The organism is Ruegeria sp. CDSB029, from assembly GCF_059611125.1.
Genome location: NZ_JBXWOX010000008.1, coordinates 24,246 through 48,314, shown reverse-complemented (window position 1 = coordinate 48,314; position 24,069 = coordinate 24,246). Strand labels below are relative to the sequence as shown.

The following is a 24,069-nucleotide window of genomic DNA, read 5'->3' as shown; positions in this document are numbered from 1 at the left end:
ACGACCACGAGATATGGCGGTACGTCGCGTAAGCGGCACATCAGGATGAGGGCAGACGGTGGCAACCCGAGCACAGAGCGGGCTGATCCTATCGATTGATCGGTGGCGGAAATCCCGAAAGCTGCGCAATTTTAGCACCTTGGGGCTGGTCCTTCTGGGGCCAATTCTGGCGTTGGCCACGTATCTGGTCATCGGTCCGTTTGATTTGGGTTCGGCAGCGCCTACGCTGCGGCTGATTCTGCTGGCCGATCTGGTCTATGTGCTGGTCGTTGCAGCACTTGTTCTGGGGCAGGTGTTCAGCCTGATCGCTGCACGCCGTGCAAAATCTGCCGGATCTCGTCTGCACCTGCGGCTGATCGGTGCGTTCACCTTGCTGGCCCTGGTGCCGACAGTGACCGTCGCGATCTTTGCCGGCCTGACGGTAAATATCGGGCTTGAGGGATGGTTTTCGGATCGGGTCCGTCAGGTTGTCGGATCATCCCTGTCCGCCGCCGAGGCCTATGAGCTTGAGCACCGCAGCGGCCTGACACAGGACGCTATCGTTCTTTCCCGATTCCTCGACAATGCGCGAACGCTGGACTTCTACATCTCGGACGCAGAACTGCGCGAGGTTCTGGCACAGGGACAATCGCAGATTCAGCGGGGATTGCGCGAGGCCTATGTCATTGATGGCAGTGGAGAAATCAAATCCCGTGGCGACCGGTCCTACCTGTTCAATTATGAGCCGCCGACACCGGAGCAGATGGTTGAAGCAACCGACAGCGGCCTTCTGATCATTGCCGATTGGCAAAACAACGAGTTCCGCGCGCTGGCACCGTTGCAGGCCTATCTGGACCGGTATCTCTATGTTAGCCGCGAGGTGGATGGCGAACTGCTGAAATTACTGGATGACACCAAGGAAACGGTTCAGTTCTACCAACAGCTTGAAAGTGAAAGGGGCCGGGTTCTTTTCGAGTTCGGGCTCCTGTACCTGGGCTTTGCGGTCATCCTGATCCTTGCCGCGATGTCGTTGGGGATGTGGTTCGCTGAACGCCTGTCGCGCCCGGTTGGCCGTCTGACTACAGCCGCACAAAGGGTCGGCGCCGGGGATCTGAGCGTTCAGGTCATCGAAGAGGCCAGCGATGACGAAATCGCCATGTTAGGTCGTTATTTCAATCAGATGACACGGCAACTTAAAGGGCAGCGCGAAACGTTGTTGGAAAACACGCGTCAAATCGAACGCCGCCGCCGCCTGTTTGATTCCGTGCTCAGCTCGGTGACTTCGGGCGTGGTTGGCGTCGACTCGGATGGATGTGTCACTTTCGTAAACCGCTCGGCCGAGCGTCTTCTGGACTGGTCGCGTGGTGAAGAACAATTGGCTATCGGCATCGCGGTTCCCGAATTTCTTCCCTTGTTCGAAAATCTAAAAGCCAGCGGTCAAGAGGCCGTACAGGGTGAGGTTAAGGTCACGCGCAAGGGGCGGTTGGAAAACTTGCTCGTGCGCATGGCGATCCGGCGCGGTGAGGATGGCGGGCTTGAGGGCTACGTGGTGGCCTTTGATGACGTGACCGATCTGGTCAGTGCACAGCGCATGGCAGCCTGGGGCGATGTGGCCCGCCGTATTGCCCATGAGATCAAGAACCCGCTAACACCCATCCAGCTCAGCGCGGAACGGATCAAGCGCAAATTCTCGCGCAAACTGAACGAAGAGGATTGTGACAGCCTTGAATCCATGACCGATGTGATCGTGCGGCAGACCAACGATCTGCGGCGGATCGTGGACGAGTTTTCGAAATTCGCGCGGATGCCCGAACCGGTTCGGCGTGAGGAAGACGTTGTTAACTTGGTGCGCGAAGCCGTGTTGTTGCAGCAAGCCGGACAGCCGGACGTTCAGATCGACGCGACGTTGCCAGACAACCCCATCCTGGCAGATGTCGATGCGACGATGTTGAACCAGGCGTTGACGAACTTGATAAAGAACGCGGGTGAGGCCATTGAAACACTTAAGAAAAAAGGCCCGCCAGAAAATTTGAAGCCACAGATCAAAGTGGACATCTCCAACGATGATACGGGTACGATCATTACAATAGCGGACAATGGCATTGGGTTGCCCGAAGATCGGGCGCGGTTATTTGAACCCTATGTCACCACGCGCGACGAAGGCACGGGGCTGGGCCTGCCCATCGTCAAGAAAATCATAGAAGAACATGGCGGAGCGCTGACTTTGGAAGACGCGCCCGTTTTCGACGGACAGGACCATTTCGGTGCGATGGCCGTGATCCGTTTGCCAGGGGGCAATATTTCCCAGACCGCAGCGCCACAAAAGCAGGCAATTCATACTAACAAACTGAAAGCAGGCCAAAGATGAGCGACATTCTGATCGTAGATGACGAACGCGATATTCGCGAACTGGTGTCCGACATTCTGGAGGACGAAGGCTATTCCACCCGGCTGGCGGCAAACTCGGACGAGTGTATGTCGTCGATCAATTCTGAGCCGCCGGGTCTGTTGATCCTTGATATCTGGCTGAAAGACAGCCGCATGGACGGGATCGATATCCTGAAGTCGGTGAAACGCGACAACCCTGACGTGCCGGTGGTGATCATTTCCGGTCACGGAAATATCGAAATTGCTGTGGCGGCGATCAAGCAGGGCGCTTACGACTTTATCGAAAAGCCGTTCAACATAGACCAGTTGATGGTCGTGATCCGCCGCGCCATGGAGACCTCGCGCCTGCGTCGCGAAAATGCCTCGCTCAAGCGCCGCGAGGTCACAAACTCGGACATGATCGGCAAATCGGCCTCGTTCCGGGCGATGCAGAGCCAGCTGGACAAGGTCACCAAGTCGAACGGCCGCGTGATGTTGAGCGGGCCAGCCGGGTCGGGCAAAGAGATTGCCGCGCGTTATATCCACGCCCATTCCAACCGCGCCAACGCTCCTTTCGTCACCGTTAACTGCGCAGGGGTCGAACCTGAGCGCGTCGAAGAGGTGCTATTCGGGCGCGAGTCAACGGAACGCGGGATCGAATCCGGCTTGCTGGAAGAGGCCCACGGAGGCGTGATCTACTTTGACGAAGTGGCCGACATGCCCTTAGGGACGCAATCCAAGATTCTGCGGGTTCTGGTCGACCAGCAATTCCAGCGGGTAGGCGGGTCTGACAAGGTGCGAGTGGATCTGAGGGTCATCTCGTCGACAAATCGCGATCTTGATGCCGAAATCGAAGCTGACCGGTTCCGCGAAGAGCTGTATCACCGCCTGAACGTTGTGCCGATCGCCGTGCCTTCGATGGAGGACCGTCGCGAGGATATTCCGGTTCTGGCGCAGCATTTCATCGAAATGTGTAACGAAACCCAAGGCTTACCGATTCGCGAAATCTCGGAAGAGGCGGTGGCATTGTTGCAGACCATGACCTGGCCCGGCAATGTGCGTCAGCTGAAGAACCTGATCGAGCGTGTCCTGATCCTGGGCGATGGAACAGGCCCGATCGAAGCCCGCGAATTGCCAACCGAAGAAGAGAAGACCGACGACTCGGGCCGCGTGGTTTTGTCCGGTGCGCTGGCAACGCTGCCGCTGCGGGAAGCGCGCGAGGCGTTCGAACGTGAGTACCTGCTGACCCAGATCAACCGTTTCGGTGGCAATATCAGCCGAACTGCCAGCTTTGTGGGCATGGAACGCAGCGCGCTGCACCGCAAGCTGAAATCGCTTGGTGTTGTGACCTCGAACAAATCCGGGGCGCGGGTGGCGCAGATCGACGAACCAGAACCGGCGGAGTAATCCGCCGGGGCTTTACCCTGCCTGACCCGGGGTGATGATCTGAAACGAGCCGTCGTCGAATTTCACATAGCAGGATTGGGTTCCCAGCGGCGGCAGTTTCGTTGTGCGCGCAGGTGGAACCTGAGACTTTACGCTCTGTTTGCAGGGTGGCAGGCTGATCGGACGAAAGCCTTTTTTGGCCATGCATTGGGCCTCGACCTGATTGCGCAGACCGGCATTCACGTCGACCGTATACACGCGCCCGGGTTCCCACCAACCAGGCGAGCGATAGCAGTGCCCCCGGTTGTCGCAATAAGTGCGTCCCGGCCAGTATGTGGGCGGGCTTTGCCGCACCTGATTAGCCACGGGAACGTCATTTACCGCCTTAACCTGACATTGCGTGGTCTCGGACTGCGCGCGCGACACGCTTTCACCTTCGCGGTAGTACAGCGAAAGTGGGCCGCTGCATGCGGACAGGACGGTCAGAGGAATTAGTAAGTGAAGCACTGATTTCATAGAGTTATCTTGCCCCAGCTTCGCCCGAATGACAATTCAATTGACCGCTTTGGGGGCATCTGTCATTCAAGGATTTCAGGCAGAAGGGCCAGAAACATGAAGGTCATCATATGCGGTGCCGGTCAGGTCGGCTGGCAGATCGCACGGCACTTGTCGGGCGAACTGAATGACGTAACGGTGGTGGACAACAATCCCGATCTGGTGCGCCGGGCGACGGAAACGCTGGATGTTCAGGGGATTGCCGGATTTGCCAGCTATCCTGACGTGCTGGAACGCGCAGGCGCGCGGGATGCCGATATGATCATCGCGGCGACCCATTCGGACGAGGTGAATATGGTCACCTGCCAGATGGCGCATTCGATCTTTTCCATCCAGCGCAAGATCGCGCGGTTGCGGGCTAAATCGTATTTGCAGGCGATCCATTCGGATCTGTTCCGTCGTGACCACTTGCCCATCGACGTCGTGATCAGCCCTGAACGCGAAGTCGCAGCTGCTGCCATGCGCCGCCTTTCGGCCCCGTCCGCCTTTGATACTGAGATGTTCATGGATGGGCAGGCGCAGCTGTTGGGCATCCGTATTGACGAAGATTGCCCCATCGTGAACACGCCATTGCGGCAGCTCACGGACCTGTTTTCGACGCTCAGCTCAATCGTTGTCGGTGTTCGGCGGGATGGAACGCTGTTTGCGCCTGAATCCGAAGATCAGCTATTTGTCGGCGACGAATGCTATGTCTTTACCAATGTCAAAGACGTGGACCGCACAATGGAGGTTTTCGGCAAGACCCACAAAAAGCAGGACCGCGTCGTGATCGTTGGTGGCGGCAATGTCGGGTTGGAAGTGGCCCGGACGTTGGAAGAGCGTGAAAGCCGCGTGCGCGCCAAGGTGATCGAGCGTGATCGCCAAAGCGCTGAAATAGCCGCCGAAACACTGGAACGGACGATTGTCCTGAATGGCGACGGGCTGGATGCCGCTTTGTTGCGCGAGGCCGGGATCGAGCGCGCCGACGCGATGTTGGCGGTCACCGATGACGACCGTGCCAACATGCTGGCTGCGGTGCGGGCCAAGGCCGAAGGTTGTGCCTTGGCAATTGCCTTGATCAATGATCCCAGCATGGTTGCCCTGATGGGCCCACTGGGGATCGACGCCTATATCAACCCGCGTGCAACCACTGTCAGCTCGATCCTGCGCCATATTCGCCACGGGCGGGTGCGGCAGGTGTATTCTATCGGGGATGCCGAGGCGGAAGTGATCGAGGCCGAGGTGCTGTCGACCTCGCCCATGGCAGGACAGAAGCTGCGGGATATCGATTTTCCCGAAGGCGTTCTGGTGGGTGCTGTACGAAAAGGCGATGAGCTTTTGCGCCCGACAGGCAGCCTGCGGATCGACGAAAAGGACGTGGTGGCAATCTTTGCGATGGCCAAGGACGTGCCCGAGGTCGAGCGCCTGATGCAGGTTTCAATTGATTTCTTCTGATGGCGCGCGCTCTGAGACAACAGATCACTTTGATACAGCGATTGCCGCTGTTTCTGTTGATCTCGGGAATCGCTGCGTTGTCGATGTGGATTCCAGCGATTTACGCGCTGGCCTTGGATGATCACGACACGTCGCGATCCTTTTTCTATTCCGGCCTTCTGGGACTGTTCGTGGTATCCACGATCGCTGTGGCAGCATCAAATCGGGTGCCGCGACGTGGGACGCTTGGGCAACTGGCCGTGTTGCTGGGGTGTTTTACTGTTCTGCCGCTGTTTCTGGCGATTCCGCTGCATGATGCCTTGGGCAACACCACCTTTTTGAATGCGTATTTTGATATGGTCAGTGCTGTGACCACCACCGGTGCAGATCTGTTTCCGGACCCGGATCGCCTGACCGCACCTCTACACCTGTGGCGTGCTTTGGTCGGCTGGATGGGCGGCTTGCTGATGTGGATTGCTGCCGCTGCAATTCTGGCGCCCTTGTCGCTGGGCGGGTTCGAGATTACGGCGCGCGGCCAGCCCGGTCGCCCGGTGTCGGGCGTCGCACAAAGCGAAGAGGTCGACCCCCGCGGCCGTCTGATCCGTGTGACCCGGACCTTGACACCAGTCTATACCGGTCTGACCTCAACCATTTGGATATTGCTACTGATCGCTGGCGAAAACGGTTTGACTGCCGTGTGTCACGCCATGTCAACCATGGCCACGTCGGGGATATCTCCGGTCGGCGGGCTGGAGGGGGCGCAGGCAGGCATAACGGGCGAGGCGATCCTGTTTCTGTTCCTGTTCTTCGCTTTGTCGCGGCTGACGTTTTCGACCGATACGGCGACCACAGGTTATTCCCGGCTGGACCAAGACCCCGAATTCCGGATTGGCTTGATGATTGTGGTTGTCGTCGCGGCACTGTTGTTCGCGCGCGTCTGGGCCGGCGTTCTGGAAATCGGCAATCAGCTGGAACCGCTTCAGGCACTCAGCGTGATTTGGGGCATGATCTTTACGGCGTTGTCTTTCCTGACCACAGCCGGTTTCGAAAGCGCAAACTGGAATGATGCCCAGCAATTGTCCGGCCTTGGCACCCCCGGACTGATCCTGATGGGTCTCGCCCTGATCGGAGGTGGGGTGGCCACAACGGCGGGTGGGGTCAAACTGTTGCGGGTCTTTGCCCTGTACCTCAATGGTGCGCGCGAGATTGATCGGTTGATCTATCCCTCATCCGTTAGTGGCATTGGCGGCGGTAACCGTCGCATTCAAAGCGACGGAGCTTTTATCGCCTGGATATTCCTGATGATGTTCGCCTTGACCGCAGCACTGTTCAATCTGCTGCTGGCCGCGATGGGGTCGGGGTTTGAACAGGCGATGGTCCTCAGCGTTGCGGCACTCAGCACCACCGGGCCGCTGATCGAACTGGCCACCGATGTTCCCATCCGTCTGGTCGATTTGCCCTGGGGCGCAAAGCTGACCATGTGTGCGGCGATGGTGATCGGGCGATTGGAAACTTTGGCGATCATTGCGCTGATTACGCCAACCCTCTGGCGAGACTAAGAATCCTCACCTTTGCCGACACCTTATTTTTCATCTGGAATATCGGTTAACGACACTCCATACTCTGCCAGAGGGAGCGCGTTGGTCCGCAGCGCGTAGCAAGAACAATGGCGAGATTATAATAATATGGCTTCGGACAGACAGAATCTGCAGGACGCGTTCCTGAATAATGTACGGAAAGCAAAGGTCCCGGTCACAATTTTCCTGATCAACGGTGTGAAATTGCAGGGTGTCATCACCTGGTTCGACAATTTCTGCGTATTGTTGCGCCGCGACGGACAGTCGCAGCTGGTCTACAAACACGCAATTTCTACGATCATGCCGTCGCAGCCGATCAACCTTTATGAGGGCGAAGACGCCTCTTGATGGAACATGACAGGACGCGCACCCGGGCTTGGGTGCTGCATCCGGAAATCAAATCAGATGAACAGCGCCGTGTTCCTGGACCGGCGCTGGAAGAGGCGGTGGCACTGGCTGCCGCTTTGCCCGATCTGGATGTGATCGGGTCCGATATTGTGCGTCTGCCACGTGCCCAGCCAGGCCTGTTGTTCGGGACCGGCAAGATCGAGGAGCTGGGCGAACGGTTTCATGACGCCGAGGTCGTGCTGGTTCTGATCGATGGTCCCGTGACTCCAGTTCAGCAGCGCAATCTGGAAAAGGCTTGGGAGGTTAAAATCCTCGATCGGACCGGGTTGATTTTGGAGATTTTCAGCGACCGCGCTCGTACCCGTGAAGGTGTGCTGCAAGTCGAGATGGCCGCGCTCAGCTATCAGCGTACGCGTCTGGTTCGCGCCTGGACCCACCTTGAACGTCAGCGGGGTGGATTGGGGTTTGTCGGTGGTCCCGGTGAAACCCAGATCGAGGCTGATCGAAGGGCGATCGACGATCAGCTTGTGCGCCTGCGCCGTCAATTGCAGAAGGTAATCAAGACCCGGACCTTGCACCGTGCTGCTCGGGCAAAGGTGCCGTATCCGATTGTTGCGCTGGTGGGCTATACGAACGCCGGTAAATCAACTTTGTTCAATCGCCTCACCGGGGCCGAGGTAATGGCAAAGGACATGCTGTTTGCCACGCTGGATCCGACCATGCGGCGGGTTGAACTGCCCGATGGTCCCGAGGTGATTCTGTCGGACACGGTGGGGTTCATTTCGAACTTGCCGACCGAACTGGTCGCGGCCTTCCGCGCCACACTTGAAGAGGTTTTGGGCGCAGATATCGTCGTGCATGTGCGCGACATCAGCCATGAAGACACCGAGGCACAAGCCCGGGATGTCGAGACCATTTTGACCTCGTTGGGCGTAGATGACGAACGCCCCCGGCTTGAGGTCTGGAACAAGATCGACCTGTTGAACGAAGATGAGCGCGAGGCCACGTTTGCTCGGGCCGACCGCGACCCGTCGATCTTTGCCATTTCTGCCGTGACGGGCGAAGGCATCGAACCTTTGTTGGCCGAGATCGCGGTTAATTTGCAAGGGGTTCGGCACGAAACGGTACTGACGCTGGCATTTGCCGAAGGCAACAAGCGTGCATGGCTGTTCCGTCAGGACGTTGTTCAATCCGAAGAGCAGACGGATGACGGATTTCAGATCACCGTATTGTGGACCGACAAACAGGCGGCGCAGTTCGCCGCGCTTTGATCGATAAGTGAGGTCACGATGGTAGAATCTAAGGTGGTTCTGCATGGTCATATTTCCGTGCCTGTCGACCGGATCACGCAGGTGCGGGAGGCTTTGCCGGACCACATCGCCCAGACGCGGGCCGAGCCGGGGTGCATCTCATTCGATGTGACAGAAGACGCGGATATTCCCGGTCGCTTCAACGTGCGTGAAATTTTTGAGAACCAAGCGGCCTTTGACGCGCATCAGGCGCGCACCAAAGCCTCGATCTGGTTCCCGGTGACAGAAGGCATTTCGCGCGACTATCAGATCACGCGCGTTTAGGCGGGGCGTCCGCTACTGCCCGTCTATCTGGCGCTGATAGTCGTCTGCATCGAACCAGAAAAGCGAAGATTGGACTTCGTTGTCTTCGGTCAGCTCCCATTCTTCCCAACCACGTGTGACCACGTGGTTGCCGGTCTCGGAATGATGACCTTCCAGTGTCCAGACAAAAATGGCGTGTGGCCCGGCCCAACGCAACATGTCGCAACGCACTTCCAGATCAGGGAAGTTGATGTGGAATCCGCGCGCCATGTCTGCGACGGCGGCACGGCCGACAGTTGGTTCACCCCGGTTAATTGTGATCTGTCCGTCGGGCGCAAAAAAGCTGGCAACTGCCTCTGGGTCGCCCGAACTCCATGCGATTGCGTAATCGCGCGCGAGATTGTTCATCATATCCCGAAAACTGGCCATCTTTACCCCCGGTTCCGAATGGTCGGTCAACAGATCGTAGGCGAAAACACCGGTACGCGTCCACGGCGGGGTAGAAAAGGGGCAAGGTCCTGCCGAAGTGGTGGAAGTCAGCGCGGGATCAGATTGGTCACACCGACCGCTGCCGCGCGGGCCAGATCCATGTCCAGTGACATGGGGATATACTCACCTCGCCGCCAAAGCTGGGCCTGATCGTCGTAGTAGCGCGACAGGAAATGCCCCGACTGACCCGTTGCCGTGATAAATACCGAGCTGTTGGGATCGGCAAAATCATAGACACCGCGATATCCCGCGCCGTGGACGTTTTGGAAAGGGTTGGGCCCTTCGCCCGATGTCCGCCCGCGCAGCAGGGTGTTGTCGCCGCCGCTGGTGGATTGGCGGATGTTGACGAAGAACCGCAGAACGGGAACCGTGCCCAGAACCGGGTGGTCATGCGTGGCCTGATGGGCATCTCCCCAGCGCAGCGATTCCAGCGAACCACCGTATTTCTCGCTGATCCAGATCAGCGCATCATCCAGCGCCAACCGCGCCATGTCAGTGCATGTTTCTACCGGCGCGCTCTGGCGCACGTCGCACCAGACCGAGGCGCCGTCGATATCGCGGTAGACCCGTTCGATAAACAGCGGTTCAACATGTTTGTATTCGGCCGCCAGCGGCCCCAGCTCGTCCGAGATCAGTCGGATTTGCAGCGCACGCAACCATGCGGCATAGATTAGTGGCTCGGGCAAATGTTCGTTCATCTCACCGTTCCACTCGGCCAGCAGGGCCAGCGCGACCTGACGACGGCGTTCCGGTGTGCCCTCGGGGGCGGATGCTCCGGTAAACCAAAGATCGGCGCCGATTAGCGGCAGAAGCGAACGGGCGGTAAAGCTGACGGTATCAAGCTGCGCCTCGATAAAGCTGTCCCGGGTGTGAACCTCGCGCGATTGCATCAGGCGTTCCCAACGGTGCACGCGCTGCGTATCACCCCATTCATACGAGACATGGTTGGGAAAAGGGCGGTCGATGATCTTGTTGTTTGTATTGCCCAGAATCCCGCCTGCTGGTGTCACGAATTCGGGGTTGTTTGCATAAGGCAAGCGTCCTTGCCACAGGTTTTCAGCCAACCAACCGGGCGTTGGGATACGGCCGCGGCTTTGGTTGCGAAGATCTCGGTCAGGCATTGCGCCGATCAGCTTCATGCCGATTGTGTCCTTGTCGACCAGCGACAGATTTTGCGACGGCGCAATGAACAGCTCGGCCACATCGATAGCTTCGCGCACATTGTCTGAATTCATTAATGCCATCGAAGCCGTCATCGACGTGTCGCGCGGGCTAAGTGCGGTCCAGGCCAATGAGGCAACGTGCCCGGGCGGGGTGATCGTTTCCAGATCGTAATGGCTACCGGGCAAGACGGGTCCGTTCTCGGTCCAGCGCAGAGTCAGGGTGATGGGGGCTTCGTCCTTGATCTCGATGATCGAGGGGCGAGAGCGGAACCGTTTGAAACCATCAGGCGACAGGTATTCTTCTGAGTTTTCAGGGTTCAGCTGTTCGATGTGAACATCCTGATCGTCCAGGTAAGACGACGTCAGACCCCAGCCTAGCCGGTCACTGCGGCCCGTCATGATCGCGGGAACGCCCGGAATGGTCGCGCCGATGACGCCGCCTTTGGCAAGCTCAAGCCGTGCCAGGTACCAAATGCCGGGTGCAGTCAGGCCCAGATGCGGGTCATTGGCCAGCAGGGTGCCCCCGATCGCGGAACGCGAAGGCGCGGCCGACCACGCGTTAGACGCCCCGGCCAAGCCGCGTTTAGGGAATGGTGACAGCGGCGTGTCGGGCATTGGCGTGCCTTCGGCATAGCGCGGCAGTTCTGGGAACAAAGACGCATATTCCGGTAGCGCCGCGATGCCCGCGCCCGGTACGTCTGGCAGGATATCGGCCAGCCGCTGCGGATCGTTCAGCATCAGGGATGTGCGAGCGCGCAGGACCTCATCTTTCAAATGGCCAGACAGTTGCAGGCTCATCAGTTTGATAATCGCAATGCTGTCGCCGGGCTGCCACGGCGAAACAGATGCGTTGAACAGAAACATCTCGGGCGCGCCGCGACCCAATGCGTTCTCATTGATCTCATCCAGCCGGGCATTGACGCCGGCAGAATAAGCGCGCAGCGCAGCTTTGGTGTAATCGTCCTGCACCTCGACCGAGCGGTGGGCAAGACTGTACAGGTCAAAACGGCGCAAGAGCTTGTCGATGGTGACTGTGCGCTTACCAAACACTTCGGATAAACGGCCCTGCGCCGTGCGACGCATCACGGTCATCTGCCACAAACGATCCTGCGCATGGGCATAGCCCAGGCCAAAGAATACGTCCGGGTCGCTTTCGGCAAGGATATGCGGAACATTGGCGGTGTCGCGCACGATCTCGACCGGCGAACGCAGCCCGCTGACTTCGACGGTCTGGTCATAATCCGGCAGGGACTGGCTGGCCAGGAAGTAGACAAGGCCCACAGCCGCGACGGCCAACAGGATCAGGCCCGTAGCAATCCGAACCAGCCAGCGAAAGACAAGACCCATGAACGCCCCATATCCCCATAAGAAATTATTGGCTGAACTCTACTGGAAGGACCAGGCAACCGAAAGAGGAACGCCGCGCGAACGTTGAGTTAACATGTTGAGATGAAAAACCCCGCCACATGGTTTTGAACATGTGGCGGGGTCCGTGGCAAAGGGGGGGTGGTATTCGATATCAGGGGATGATGCGCGTGTACTTGGTGCCTTCGACGGTCGCGCCGAATTTCAGACCAGCCTGTCCGAAAACGGCGGCCAACACTGGCTTGCGCAATTGGGTTGTGTCGGTTGAGAGTGAGTCGCCGGTGGCGTCGACGACATAGCCGATATCCGCCCCTGCGGTCCAACCGCTGGAACGGCGGAAGTCATCCAGCGCGTCCTGCGTCATGAAGAACAGGACATGCGCATATTGTTGCGCGCCGATCTGCAGACCAGCACTGCCGGATATGGCCGAGTAGTAGTCGACCGTTGCACCGTTAATGCGCAGCGCGCCCTGGCCATAGGCACCGCCAAAGATGAACCCGGCCTCGGTGATCAGGGGCATCACCAGCATGCCGTCGGCTTTGTTGGCGATCTCGACGGTGTTGGGGTACTTGCTGAACATTTCGTTCAACGTCACGTTCACACGGGCGTCGATCTGGGCCGCATTGGAATTGCCTACACCGTTTCCGCATGCTGCGGTCAGTGTGAGCCCGGCCATGCCAAGCGCAAAGCCACGACGGTTTAGTCGGGGAGAGTTGGAACTGCTCATGTTTTTTTCTCTGTATAAACTGCCTGAAGTGTCGGGTGTTCCCGATCTTGTGTGCAAGAATACGCCGATTGCGTCCGTGTGTCACGGGAAAGCTGGTCCAACAGCGTTCACAATCGGCGAAAAGTCGCGACCGTCCGGGGTTTTAGCCCTGAAGGATGCGTGCGACCTGCGGTGCAAAGTAGGTCAGGATTCCATCGCAGCCTGCACGTTTGAAGGCCAGCAGGCTTTCCAGCATGACCTTCTCACCATCAATCCAGCTGTTCTGCGCAGCTGCCTGTATCATGGCGTATTCACCGGACACCTGATAGGCATAGGTTGGCGCGCCAAACGTGTCTTTCACGCGGCGACAGATATCCAGATAGGGCATGCCTGGTTTGATCATCACCATGTCTGCGCCTTCTGTCAGGTCACGTTCGATCAGGCGCAGGGCCTCGTTCGAATTGGCCGGGTCCATCTGGTAGGTCTTCTTGTCTCCGGTCAGCGCACCGGACGCGCCCACTGCATCGCGGAAGGGGCCGTAGAATGCGCTGGCATATTTAGCGGCATAGCTGAGGATCATCACGTTGTGGTGCCCGGCACCCTCAAGCGCGCGGCGCATTGCGCCGATGCGGCCATCCATCATGTCTGAGGGTCCAATGATGTCGGCCCCGGCCTCAGCCTGCGCCAGTGTCATTTTGACCAGCGCCTCGACGGTCTGATCGTTCACGATCTCGCCATCCACGACATAGCCGTCATGGCCATTGATGTTATAGGGATCCAACGCCACGTCGGTCATCACGGCAATATCAGGGGCTGCAGATTTGATTGCCCGAATGGCCCGGTTTGACAGGTTGTCGGGGTTCCACGCCTCGGCGCAATCTTCGGTTTTTAGATTGGGATCGGTGTAGGGAAAGATGCAGATCGCCGGGATGCCCATAGCCTGCGCCTCGACTGCGGCCTTTGCGATCAGATCGACCGAGCGCCGCACAACGCCGGGCATCGAAGGTACGGGTTCTTCAATGCCTTCACCATCGCGCACAAAAACCGGCCAGATCAGATCATCTGTCGTCAGCGCGTTTTCTCGCACCAACCCACGAATGGCGCCGGATTGGCGCGCCCGGCGAAATCGCGTAAGGGGGTAGGGGGCGATGGTCGGTTTCATGTCGCGCTCTCCTTGAATAATCGTGCATTGGGTGGCATGAATTCCCGATGGTCTCAAGGGTAACATTGGACGCGCCTGCGCGAAGAACGCCTCAAGGACAATGAACAAAGGGCTGATGCGTGGATTTGCACTCTTCGATTTTCGAACTCATCGACATGCGCAGCTTTTCGAATCTGTGGTACTGGATCGTGCTGGCGGTGCTCTGGTCGTCGGCCAGCCACTGGGCGATGGGGGTTCCCTACGATCTGCTTGTACGTGCCCGTCGTGTTGGCGGACAGTCCGAGCAGGACCTGCTGGATATCGTTCGGATCAATGGGAACAGGCTGCTTTACATCGTTGATATGTCAGGCCTGGTTATTCTTGCTTTATGCTGTTTCTTTTTTACCGGGCTTGCGATGTTGGGTTTCTACTATGGCGTTGAATTTGCACAGGCCGTGTTTTTGTTGCTGTTCCCCGTGAGTTTGGTGATGCTGATCAACATTCGCGCCGCGCGCAAGTTGCAAGGCATCGAGCCGGTGCTCGGAAGCGTGTCAAAGATCCTTGTACGCTGCAGGATTTACACCCAGATCATTGGCATGATCTCAATTGTCATCACGTCACTTTGGGGTATGTACCAGAACGTCTCGATCGGCGTTCTCGGGGGATGAAAACCAGAAAGGCAAAGCGATGACAGCTCCGAACCATGTGACGGTTGGCGGCGCTCCCGAAGGGTTTGACGCACAGCTTGTTCTGAATGAGATCGCGCGCGTTGGCGGGCCGGTCTGCCACGTCGCGCGTGATGACAAACGGATGGAGGCGATGCGCGCCGCACTGGCTTTCTTTGCCCCCGATATGCCGGTCTTTGTGTTTCCGGGGTGGGATTGTCTGCCATATGACCGGGTATCGCCCAACGCCGACATAGCGGCGGCCCGTGTGGCGACTTTGGCGGCACTGGTTCATCAGATGCCGAATCGGTTTGTCCTGCTGACCACGCTGAATGCCGCGACCCAGCGGGTGCCTGCGCGTGATGTGCTGCGCGAGGCTGCTTTTACCGCCCGCGTGAACCATCGCGTCGACGAAACGGCGCTGCGGAACTTCCTTGTACGCATGGGGTTCACGCAAAGTCCGACAGTGATGGAGCCGGGCGACTATGCCGTTCGCGGCGGTATCATCGACATTTTTCCCCCGGGCGAATCCGGTCCCGTACGTCTGGATCTGTTCGGAGACGTGCTGGACGGCGCGCGCCTGTTCGATCCGGTTTCGCAACGCACGACCGAAAAGCTGGATGTTGTCGAATTGGCTCCGGTTTCCGAGGTCATTCTGGACGACGCCGCCATCACGCGGTTCCGCCAAAACTATCGCATCGAATTTGGCGCGGCGGGCACCGATGATCCGCTGTATGAGGCGATCAGCGCGGGCCGCAAGCATCAGGGCATCGAACACTGGCTGCCGTTCTTCCACGAAAAGCTGGAAACCCTGTTTGATTATCTGCCGGATGCGACGATCACTGTGGATGATCAGGTGACACCCACGCGGCTTGCCCGCTGGGATACAATAGCCGATCAGTATGAAACGCGGCGTCTGGCGCTGGAAAACCGTTCGCGCATGGATACGGTGTATAAGCCTACACCTCCCGGATTGCTCTATCTGGACGATGCCGCGTGGGAGCAGGCGGTCGGGGACCGGCGGGTGATGCAGTTCAGCCCGCTGCCTCAGGCCAGCGGTCCCGGTGTGATTGATGCAGGCGGGCGGATTGGCCGCAATTTCGCACCAGAGCGGCAGCAGGAAAACATTAGCCTGTTTGGTGCTTTGGCAAGCCATATCACCGACAAGATGGCCAAGGGGCCCGTCTTGATTGCGTCGTATTCTGAAGGGGCGCGAGAGCGTCTAACAGGCTTGATCGAGGATGAAGGCCTGGCCGAAGCCGTCCCTGTCACCGATGGCACCCGGATTGGCAAACGCGGATTGCATCTGGCTGTCTGGGCGCTTGAGCACGGGTTTGAAACGCCCGGTCTGACCGTGATCGCCGAACAGGACGTGCTGGGTGACCGCCTCATCCGCCAGCCCAAGAAGCGCCGCAAGGCCGAGAATTTCCTGACCGAAACCCAATCGCTTAGCCCGGGCGATCTGGTGGTGCATGTCGACCACGGGATCGGGCGATACATAGGGATGGAAGTGGTCACGGCGGCCGGTGCTGCGCATGAATGCCTGCTGCTGGAATATGCCGAACAGTCCAAGCTGTATCTGCCGGTTGAGAACATCGAGCTGCTGTCGAAATACGGCCATGATGAAGGTCTGCTGGACCGCTTGGGTGGAGGTGCGTGGCAGGCTAAGAAAGCCAAGCTGAAAGAACGCATCCGCGAGATGGCGGACAAGCTGATCCGTATCGCCGCGGAACGCGCTTTGCGCAAAGCTCCGGTCATGGATCCGCCGCCCCACGCGTGGGAGGAGTTCAGCGCGCGCTTTCCATATCAGGAAACCGATGATCAGTTGCGCGCGATTTCCGAGGTGATGGAGGACATGCATTCCGGCGCGCCGATGGATCGGTTGATCTGTGGTGACGTGGGCTTTGGCAAAACCGAGGTTGCCATGCGCGCGGCCTTTGTCGCCGCGATGTCCGGTGTTCAGGTGGCCGTGATCGCACCGACCACCTTGCTGGCCCGACAGCATGCAGCCAGCTTCAAGGAACGGTTCCGTGGCTTTCCGTTGGAGGTGCGGCAGCTGTCGCGGTTTGTGTCCGCGAAAGATGCACAGCAGACCCGTGATGGTATGGCGCGCGGGACCGTCGACATCGTGATCGGCACCCATGCGTTGCTGGCCAAGGGTATCCGGTTCAACAATCTGGGCCTGTTGATCATCGACGAAGAACAGCATTTTGGCGTCGGTCACAAGGAACGCCTGAAACAGCTGCGCAGCGACATTCACGTGCTGACCTTGACCGCCACGCCGATCCCACGGACGCTGCAGCTGTCGCTGACCGGCGTGCGCGACCTGTCGATTATCGGCACGCCGCCTATCGATCGTCTTGCCATTCGCACGTATGTCAGCGAATTCGACGCCGTGACCATACGCGAAGCCCTGCTGCGCGAACACTATCGAGGCGGGCAGAGCTTCTACGTTGTTCCCCGCATCTCGGACCTGCCAGAGATCGAAGAATTCCTAAAGGAACAACTGCCCGAGCTGACTTATATGGTGGCGCATGGGCAAATGGCGGCGGGTGAACTCGACGACCGAATGAACGCTTTTTATGACGGCAAGTACGACGTGCTTCTGGCGACCACGATTGTGGAAAGCGGGCTGGATATTCCAACCGCCAACACGATGGTCGTGCACCGGGCAGATATGTTCGGGCTGGCTCAGCTTTATCAGATCCGAGGCCGGGTGGGTCGCTCCAAAACCCGTGCCTATGCGTACCTGACCACCAAACCGCGTCAGAAACTGACGGCGACAGCCGAAAAGCGCCTGCGGGTTTTGGGCTCGCTGGATACTCTGGGGGCCGGGTTCACGCTCGCATCGCAGGACCTGGACATTCGTGGTGCGGGCAACCTGCTGGGTGAGGAACAGTCCGGCCAGATGCGCGATGTTGGCTATGAGCTCTATCAATCGATGCTGGAAGAGGCGATTGCCAAGATCAAAGCCGGTGAAATGGAAGGGCTGTCTGAAGCCGACGATCAATGGGCGCCACAGATCAATCTGGGCGTGCCGGTTCTGATCCCCGAAGATTACGTGCCCGATCTGGATGTGCGCCTTGGGCTTTATCGTCGCTTGTCGTCGCTTTCGACCAAGGTCGAGCTGGAAGGTTTTGCCGCAGAACTGATCGACCGGTTCGGCACGCTGCCGAAAGAGGTAAACACCCTGATGCTGGTCGTGCGCATCAAGGCGATGTGCAAACGCGCAGGGATTGCAAAACTGGATGGCGGGCCGAAGGGCGCGACAATCCAGTTTCACAACGACAAGTTCGCCTCGCCGGAGGGTTTGGTAGAGTTCATTCAGAACCAGCGCGGTTTGGCCAAGGTCAAGGACAACAAGATCGTCGTCAGACGCGATTGGAAGAAGGACAGCGACAAGATCAAAGGCGCATTTGCCATCGCCCGCGATCTGGCGGAAAAGGTCATGGCAGCGAAGAAGAAAAAGGCGAAAGCCTAGTCTCCGCTGACGAAAGTGCACAATTGCCATTCGCCCGCGTCCGATTTCACAAGCGCGGCGCGGTGACCTGTCATGGGCCATAGAAAGTCGCCGTGCATGAATCCCCGCGTGCCGTCAGTCAGCATCACCGGTTGATAGTCGGCACCGTCTCGATGGGTCGGGACGATGACGATCTCGTAGCTGATGAGGCTCAGCGCTGGGGAGCCTGGTTCGGCGGCTTGCCGAAGACTGACGTTCTCACCGGTGACAAAGTAGGCCACGTAAGGGTCCAATGAGGCAGGCAAGGTGATCTGCCATTGATGCGGCATCCAAAACTCGCCCTCGTCGTCGAAATAGCCCGGTTGGGACAGGGTGGTTTCCAGATCGCTCCAATAGGCTTCGCGGCTCTGGTCTTCTAGAGAGCTGTTTTCCGGGCCGAGGTATTCAAGGAATTCCCCGGGCCCACCGCTTCCGCCATGGCTGAGGTAGATGTCCGGGCAAGCAGCTGCGATAACGGTGTCGGTATCACGTGCGGCCACGCTCGCCAACAAACTCTCCCGAAAGGCCACAAGGGTAGGATCGCGTTCTGCTTCATCGACCGGCGGAAATGACTGCCGGTCAGCCAGGGCTGGGCCACAAAAAAGCAGCGACAACATAACTGCGCGGATCATTCTGCGGCCTTCATTGCTGCCTGAGCGCAAAAACACGAGGCCCCAACGGCCCGGTCAGCGCGGGCAAGCGCCAGATCAAGACGTTGTTTGATCAGTTTGATCTCGACTGTCTCACCGCGTGCTTTCAGACAATCATGCAGGCCCTTTAAACTCCAGACATTGTCGGGGTGGATTGAGGCGCGGCTCAGAGTGCCGCCAAGCCCAAGATCTTCGCGATACACTGCTTCGGCCTCGGGCACTTGGCCCTGTTCGTACAACAACGCACCAAGCGCGTGGCGCGCGGGTTGCATCCAACCCCAAGGCTCGTCGTAGGGCAGCGTGTCGTCCAATTCGACAGAGCGCCTAAGATGCGCGAATGCAGCGCCATAGTTGCCTTTGCGATACTCAATCTCGCCCCGCAGCATTTCGCGGGCGATGTCCAACAAGTCGATCACGCGGTTGTTGTGCAGCAGGCGAGTTTTCGGCACTCGATCTTTGGCGGCGCGGAACAGCTTCTCTTCGGCTTCGGCCTCGGCGACCTGATCTGTGGCGGCAAAAGCGATTGCACGGGCGTAATGGGTGGTCGCGGTGACGGTGCGGTAGAGATCCTGATCATCGGGCAAGGGCAGGGCCTTTGCTTCTTCCCACCGGCCAAACCGGATCAGGATATGCGGCCCCATCGACATGTAGCTTTCGAAGAAATCCGCCATGGGCGGGCTTTCCGTGCGCAGCATCTCTTCGGGGGTGGTGTCCCAGATGCCCTGATTGGCGCGCACGGCAGGTTCCATCTGGCCAAGGAACAGCGCGCCGTAGATGGCAAAATGATAGTCGTGCTGGCGATAGCCTGTGTAGATGTTGAACGCTCCTTCGCGCTCATAATACTTCAAGTCAGCCTCGGTCGCCTTTTCATTCCAGTGAACGACGTTCTGATAGTGCCCGCACAACACGTCGATATGGGTTGGCATATGCACCAAATGCCCTGCATCGGGAACCAGAGTGCGCAGGATATCCCCGGCCTTCAGCGCCTTTTCCGGTGTGGGCGACATTTCCATCAAGTGGACATAGAGGTGCAACAGACCCGGATGCGACATCGCCGCCGGATCGTCTGCCATCGCGTCTTCCAGGGCTTTTTGTGCTTCCAGAGTCGCGGCGCCCTCAGCGGGTTTACCGGTTTTCAGGTCCCACATCTGCCAGGGGGTCAGGTTGAGCAGAGACTCGACATAGATGGTGCGCAGATCGAGGTAACCCGACTGCTCTGCAAAGGCGACGCGCATCGCGGCGGCAAAATCGTGATCCCAGCTATGCATGTCGTCGACAGGATCGCGCTGTGGATACCGCGCGGGCAGGGCGCGGATCAGCGCCTGTTCCGTCGGGCTGCACCCTTCGGCCAAAGCCACGGCTTTCTGCGTGGCATCATAGGCCAGTGCCAGCGCCTTTCGTTGCCCGCGGTCATCCAGCAAGTTCCAAGGAAGGTTGTAGTTTGGCCCTGCAGCATAAGCCTCACCCCAGTGGGCCATCGCGCAGTCTGGGTCGAATTCAAGCGCGCGCTGAAAGCACACCACTGCTTCGTCGTGGTTATAGCCGTAGGTCCAATTCAGCCCTCGGTCGAACCAGAGCTGTGCGTCTGTTGAAGCCGTCGTTATCGGACAGGAATATGCGCCAAGATCGTAGTAGTCGCTCACTGAAAAACTCCACTCATATTGAGCAGATGTTAGCCTGATTCACCGTTCCTGCACAGATCAGGCTGGCAGCCTGTTTTCGATCCGCCCCATATGCAGCATCAGGCCGAAGCCCGCGGCGCTCATGGCCAGGATGCCAACAGCCAGCGGGGTGATAGACCCGTCGAACATCTGCCCGATGGGGGCCGCAATCGCGGCTGCAAACACGGTCGAGATCGCCCCGATCACCGAAGCCGCCATGCCTGCGATATGGCCCATTGGCTCCATCGCGATGGCGTTCAGGTTGCCCATAGTCATGCCTGCCATAAAGAAGACTGCCGTTTGCCAGCTTACGAAAACGGCGAAAGACATGGTGGGCGAAAGGTCTGCCGCATTCAGGGCGATGACAGCTGTTGTAAAGAGGACCTGCGCGCCCAACGCCCATGTCACGATCCGGCGCATGCCCAATTTGATAACGAGTGCGGCGTTTAACAGGCTGGCTGAGCCCGCCATCAACGCCACGAACCCGAACCAGAACGGAAAACTGTCGGCACTGTCGTGGATGACATCGTAGACCGGTTGAACCATCGTCAGCATGGTGAACAACATGCCCAGACACAATGTCTGAACCAAGATCGACAGTCGGACAGTTGGATGTGTGAACATCTGGCGTGCGGCGTCCAGTATAAGGGGCAGGCGCAGCGGGCGACGGTTCTCGACCGACAGGGGTTCCGGAAGGCGCAGGCCCATCCAGACGATGGTGATTAGTGAGAACAGGATGAATGAGGCAAAGATACCCCGCCATCCGGTCAGTGCGATCACTCCGGCACCAAGCATTGGCGCGATCGCCGGTACCAGGGTGAAGATCATCATCGCAATCGATACAATCCGCGCCATCTCGCGGCCCGAATACAGATCGCGAATAATCGCCATGGCCACCACGCGCGGGGCCGCACATCCGATCCCCTGGAAGATACGGGCGACCAATAGCATTTCGAGTGATGAACTGGCCCAGGCAGCCGCCGCTGCAATGATATACAGTGCCGATCCGACATAGATCACTGGTTTGCGGCCAAAGGCGTCCGACAGCGGCCCGGTAAAAAACGTGCCAATCCCCATGCCCAACACAAACGAGGTTAGGATCAGCTGGGCTTTGTTGACGTCGTCGGGGCTGAGTTGCGCGCCGATATTTGGCAGCGCAGGCAACATGGAATCGATCGAAAACGCGATCGTCGCAAACATCATTGCGACAAGTGCTATGAACTCACCCCGTGACATGCGATTGGCCATAACGCCCTCCTGATCTGTTCGCGCTATCACGGCAAATCAGTTGACGCTAGGTGTCAAATTGCACAGAGGTCTGTGCTAATTTGCAGGGGAAGCCTCAAGTTGAGACATGATTTCAGCAATCACTTTTTCCCACATTTCAGGGGGTTGCGCCCCGGGGACGGCATGTTGATTGGCAACGATGAACGTCGGGACAGAGCTGACGCCCATTTGCCTGGAATGGCTGTCACGGTTGCTGATATCCTCGCGATCGGCATCGGATTTCAGCAGTTTTAGAACGACTGCGGCGTCCATGCCCGCATTGTCGGCAATATCGGCCAGAACCTCATGATCGCCGATATCGCGGGCCTGCACGAAATAGGCATCGAACAACGCATCGACTACGGCATTCTGTTTGCCTTCAATCCCGGCCCAATGGATCAGGCGGTGCGCGTCCAGTGTGTTGGGCGTGCGCTCCATGCCTTCGAAGTCGATCTTAAGGCCTGCGTTCTCGGCATGATCAACAACCGGTGCATAGGCCCGCACAGCACCGTCCTTGCCCCCGAACTTGCGTTCGAGATATTCGCGGCGATCCATCCCGGCATCCGGCATGTCGGGGTTTAATTGGAATGGATGCCATTCGATCACAAACGGATGGTCCGGGATCGCCGCCAGCGCCTTGTCCAGATGGGTTTTGCCGATATAGCACCAAGGGCAGATCGGGTCGGACATGATATCAAGCTTGACGGTCTCGGTCATGGGTTGGTCGCCTTGAAATAGGCCGGCAGCGCCCGGCGCAGAAGTTTCCCGTTCCCGCCGGTGGGCAGTTCAGGCAGATGGATAAAGGCGCGCGGTTGCTTATAGCGCGCCAGATTTGCCTCGACATAGGTGCGCAGGGCGTCGTCGTCCAGCTTTTCTGGTCCTGTATAGAAGGCTGCTATCACAAATGTGTCCTGTTTGACCTCGACTGCCGCAGCCCCGACCTGCGCGATGCCGGGATATCGGGACAGCGCCGCCTCGACCTCAACCGGTGACACCCTATAGCCGCCCGCATTCATCATATCGTCATCGCGGCCCAGATAGGTGATCTGGCCATCCACGGCCATGGCCCCTTGATCGCCGGTTACGAACCAGTCGTCCTGCATCCGGGCTTCGGCCTCGTCCGGGGCGTTGAGATAGGTCAGCATCAAGCCGGGGTCGGACCGGTGTATGGAAATGGTGCCTTCCTGACCCTGAGGTACGGGACCGTCGGGTCCCAGGATGGCCACACGGCGGCCGGGCTGCGGTTGGCCCAATGCATCGGACCGCGCTGGATGCGCCGGGCTGGACGAAATGAAAGTCGAACACTCGGACATGCCATAGGCCTCGTAGAGTTCAGTGCCGGTCGCTTGCGTCCACTGTTCGTGCAGATGCCGCGACAGCTTTTCTCCGGCGCATAACCCATGCCGCAATTCCGGCAAGTCGAGGTCGTCTGTTGAGCTCACCACCTTACGGAATACGCCTGGTGCCGCGGCGAAGATGGTGGCCTGATGATGGCGCAGCAGGGCGGGTAGGGCACCCAGATCGGTGCCCGGCGCGGGGATAAGGGCTGTTGCGCCAATGGTCCAGGGATCCATCAGACCGGTGCCTAGGGTATAGGTCCAGTTGAACGCGCCCGCGTGACACAGGCGATCGTTTTCACGCAGCCCGTACCAGCCATCCACCATCATCTGACGCGCCCAGATGGCGCGATGGGCATGGGCTACAGCCCTCGGTTTTCCCGACGTGCCCGAAGTATATACGACATAGGCCATCCGTTCCGGGTCACCCATTTGATACTCAGCAGCAGGCAGATCACGCATTCCGGCCAAATCGGACAGGTCAATCTGAACCGGGTGCGCGGCGCACGCAACCTGTGGGTCGCGCAGAATGGCGGCAGGCCTGAGGTCCTTGATCATGCGCTCTGTTTCCGGTTCGGTCAGCTGCGATGATGTTGGGACCGGGACGATGCCGACGGCAATCGCTCCGAGATAGGCAATCGGGAAATCGACCGTGTTTCCAAGCCGCATCAACGCGATATCGCCGGGCTTCAAACCAGCTTTCAACAACCCTGTGCCAGTGCCCAGAATGGCCTGCTGCAACTCGCTATACGTCAAATGCTCGGCATCCGAAGACCCTAGAACAGACAGGGCGGTCTTGTCCGAAAGCTTGGCGGCACAGCGCAGCACATGCGCTGCCAGATTGAATGGAGAGGGGCAGGCGGGCGGCGGTCCCTGATCAAAAATAGAAAGCATGGCAACTGGCTAGCGCGACCACTGCTGCGTTGCAAGCGCGACAGGCTGCGCCTAT

19 protein-coding genes are annotated in these 24,069 nt (G+C 58.6%); 9 read left to right on the top strand and 10 right to left on the bottom strand.

What is annotated here, in order from left to right; translation table 11 throughout:
• The first annotated feature begins 58 nt into the window (after positions 1-58).
• Both AC2FI8_RS11465 and ntrX read left to right on the top strand, forming a co-directional pair.
• Positions 59-2,347, top strand: a complete 2,289-nt coding sequence (locus AC2FI8_RS11465; protein ID WP_496779111.1) for a sensor histidine kinase NtrY-like — start codon at positions 59-61, stop codon at positions 2,345-2,347.
• Positions 2,344-3,753 (top strand): nitrogen assimilation response regulator NtrX, encoded by a 1,410-nt coding sequence (gene ntrX / locus AC2FI8_RS11460; protein ID WP_496779109.1) that lies wholly within the window; start codon positions 2,344-2,346, stop codon positions 3,751-3,753. Before AC2FI8_RS11465 ends, ntrX begins: the two co-directional genes overlap by 4 nt.
• A gap of 12 nt (positions 3,754-3,765) precedes the next feature.
• Here the strand turns inward: ntrX and AC2FI8_RS11455 are convergent, their stop codons facing one another.
• The gene (locus AC2FI8_RS11455; protein ID WP_496721695.1) at positions 3,766-4,248 is read right to left on the bottom strand and encodes a hypothetical protein; all 483 of its coding nucleotides are present in this window, start codon (positions 4,246-4,248) and stop codon (positions 3,766-3,768) included.
• 96 nt (positions 4,249-4,344) lie between these two features.
• On the opposite strand from AC2FI8_RS11455, the gene trkA reads away from it, so the two are divergent.
• The 5 genes from trkA (at position 4,345) to AC2FI8_RS11430 (ending at position 9,199) form a co-directional block, all read left to right on the top strand.
• A complete protein-coding gene (gene trkA / locus AC2FI8_RS11450; RefSeq protein WP_109311769.1) occupies positions 4,345-5,721 on the top strand; it encodes a Trk system potassium transporter TrkA in 1,377 nt (458 codons plus the stop codon).
• On the top strand, positions 5,721-7,259 hold the full coding sequence (locus AC2FI8_RS11445; protein ID WP_496723048.1) for a TrkH family potassium uptake protein: 1,539 nt from the start codon (positions 5,721-5,723) through the stop codon (positions 7,257-7,259). Before trkA ends, AC2FI8_RS11445 begins: the two co-directional genes overlap by 1 nt.
• 126 nt (positions 7,260-7,385) lie before the next feature.
• Positions 7,386-7,625 carry an RNA chaperone Hfq gene (gene hfq / locus AC2FI8_RS11440; protein WP_005982826.1) on the top strand — a complete coding sequence of 80 codons (240 nt, stop codon included), beginning with the start codon at positions 7,386-7,388 and terminating at the stop codon, positions 7,623-7,625.
• Positions 7,625-8,896 carry a GTPase HflX gene (gene hflX / locus AC2FI8_RS11435; protein ID WP_496779107.1) on the top strand — a complete coding sequence of 424 codons (1,272 nt, stop codon included), beginning with the start codon at positions 7,625-7,627 and terminating at the stop codon, positions 8,894-8,896. The genes hfq and hflX overlap by 1 nt, the downstream gene beginning before the upstream one ends.
• Positions 8,897-8,914: 18 nt before the next feature.
• Positions 8,915-9,199, top strand: a complete 285-nt coding sequence (locus tag AC2FI8_RS11430) for a putative quinol monooxygenase (protein WP_496723046.1) — start codon at positions 8,915-8,917, stop codon at positions 9,197-9,199.
• Between the two features lie 12 nt (positions 9,200-9,211).
• Here AC2FI8_RS11430 and AC2FI8_RS11425 read toward each other — a convergent pair whose 3' ends face one another.
• From AC2FI8_RS11425 to hemB, 4 genes are all read right to left on the bottom strand, one after another.
• Positions 9,212-9,607, bottom strand: coding sequence for an SgcJ/EcaC family oxidoreductase (locus AC2FI8_RS11425; RefSeq protein ID WP_496723044.1), 396 nt, complete (start codon positions 9,605-9,607; stop codon positions 9,212-9,214).
• 107 nt (positions 9,608-9,714) lie between these two features.
• Positions 9,715-12,177, bottom strand: a complete 2,463-nt coding sequence (locus AC2FI8_RS11420) for a penicillin acylase family protein (RefSeq protein WP_496779105.1) — start codon at positions 12,175-12,177, stop codon at positions 9,715-9,717.
• Between the two features lie 172 nt (positions 12,178-12,349).
• Positions 12,350-12,922 carry a lipid-binding SYLF domain-containing protein gene (locus tag AC2FI8_RS11415; RefSeq protein WP_496764615.1) on the bottom strand — a complete coding sequence of 191 codons (573 nt, stop codon included), beginning with the start codon at positions 12,920-12,922 and terminating at the stop codon, positions 12,350-12,352.
• A 142-nt stretch (positions 12,923-13,064) separates the two neighbouring features.
• Positions 13,065-14,063, bottom strand: a complete 999-nt coding sequence (gene hemB, locus AC2FI8_RS11410; RefSeq protein ID WP_496779103.1) for a porphobilinogen synthase — start codon at positions 14,061-14,063, stop codon at positions 13,065-13,067.
• Positions 14,064-14,182: 119 nt separating this feature from the next.
• On the opposite strand from hemB, the gene AC2FI8_RS11405 reads away from it, so the two are divergent.
• Both AC2FI8_RS11405 and mfd read left to right on the top strand, forming a co-directional pair.
• Positions 14,183-14,710 (top strand): component of SufBCD complex, encoded by a 528-nt coding sequence (locus AC2FI8_RS11405; protein ID WP_496723037.1) that lies wholly within the window; start codon positions 14,183-14,185, stop codon positions 14,708-14,710.
• 19 nt (positions 14,711-14,729) lie between these two features.
• On the top strand, positions 14,730-18,188 hold the full coding sequence (gene mfd / locus AC2FI8_RS11400; protein ID WP_496779101.1) for a transcription-repair coupling factor: 3,459 nt from the start codon (positions 14,730-14,732) through the stop codon (positions 18,186-18,188).
• Here the strand turns inward: mfd and AC2FI8_RS11395 are convergent.
• The 5 genes from AC2FI8_RS11395 to AC2FI8_RS11375 all read right to left on the bottom strand — a co-directional run bounded on the left by AC2FI8_RS11395 (position 18,185) and on the right by AC2FI8_RS11375 (position 24,014).
• The gene (locus tag AC2FI8_RS11395; protein ID WP_496779099.1) at positions 18,185-18,838 is read right to left on the bottom strand and encodes an SH3 domain-containing protein; all 654 of its coding nucleotides are present in this window, start codon (positions 18,836-18,838) and stop codon (positions 18,185-18,187) included. The two genes, mfd and AC2FI8_RS11395, sit on opposite strands and share 4 nt — an antisense overlap.
• Positions 18,835-20,499, bottom strand: coding sequence for a tetratricopeptide repeat protein (locus AC2FI8_RS11390; protein WP_496779097.1), 1,665 nt, complete (start codon positions 20,497-20,499; stop codon positions 18,835-18,837). Before AC2FI8_RS11390 ends, AC2FI8_RS11395 begins: the two co-directional genes overlap by 4 nt.
• 57 nt (positions 20,500-20,556) lie before the next feature.
• Entirely contained in the window at positions 20,557-21,765 is a 1,209-nt protein-coding gene (locus AC2FI8_RS11385) for an MFS transporter (RefSeq protein ID WP_496723847.1), read from the bottom strand.
• A 75-nt stretch (positions 21,766-21,840) separates the two neighbouring features.
• Complete coding sequence (locus AC2FI8_RS11380; RefSeq protein ID WP_496779095.1) at positions 21,841-22,500, bottom strand: DsbA family oxidoreductase; 660 nt, start codon at positions 22,498-22,500, stop codon at positions 21,841-21,843.
• On the bottom strand, positions 22,497-24,014 hold the full coding sequence (locus AC2FI8_RS11375; protein WP_496779092.1) for a class I adenylate-forming enzyme family protein: 1,518 nt from the start codon (positions 24,012-24,014) through the stop codon (positions 22,497-22,499). Before AC2FI8_RS11375 ends, AC2FI8_RS11380 begins: the two co-directional genes overlap by 4 nt.
• Between the last annotated feature and the right edge of the window lie 55 nt (positions 24,015-24,069).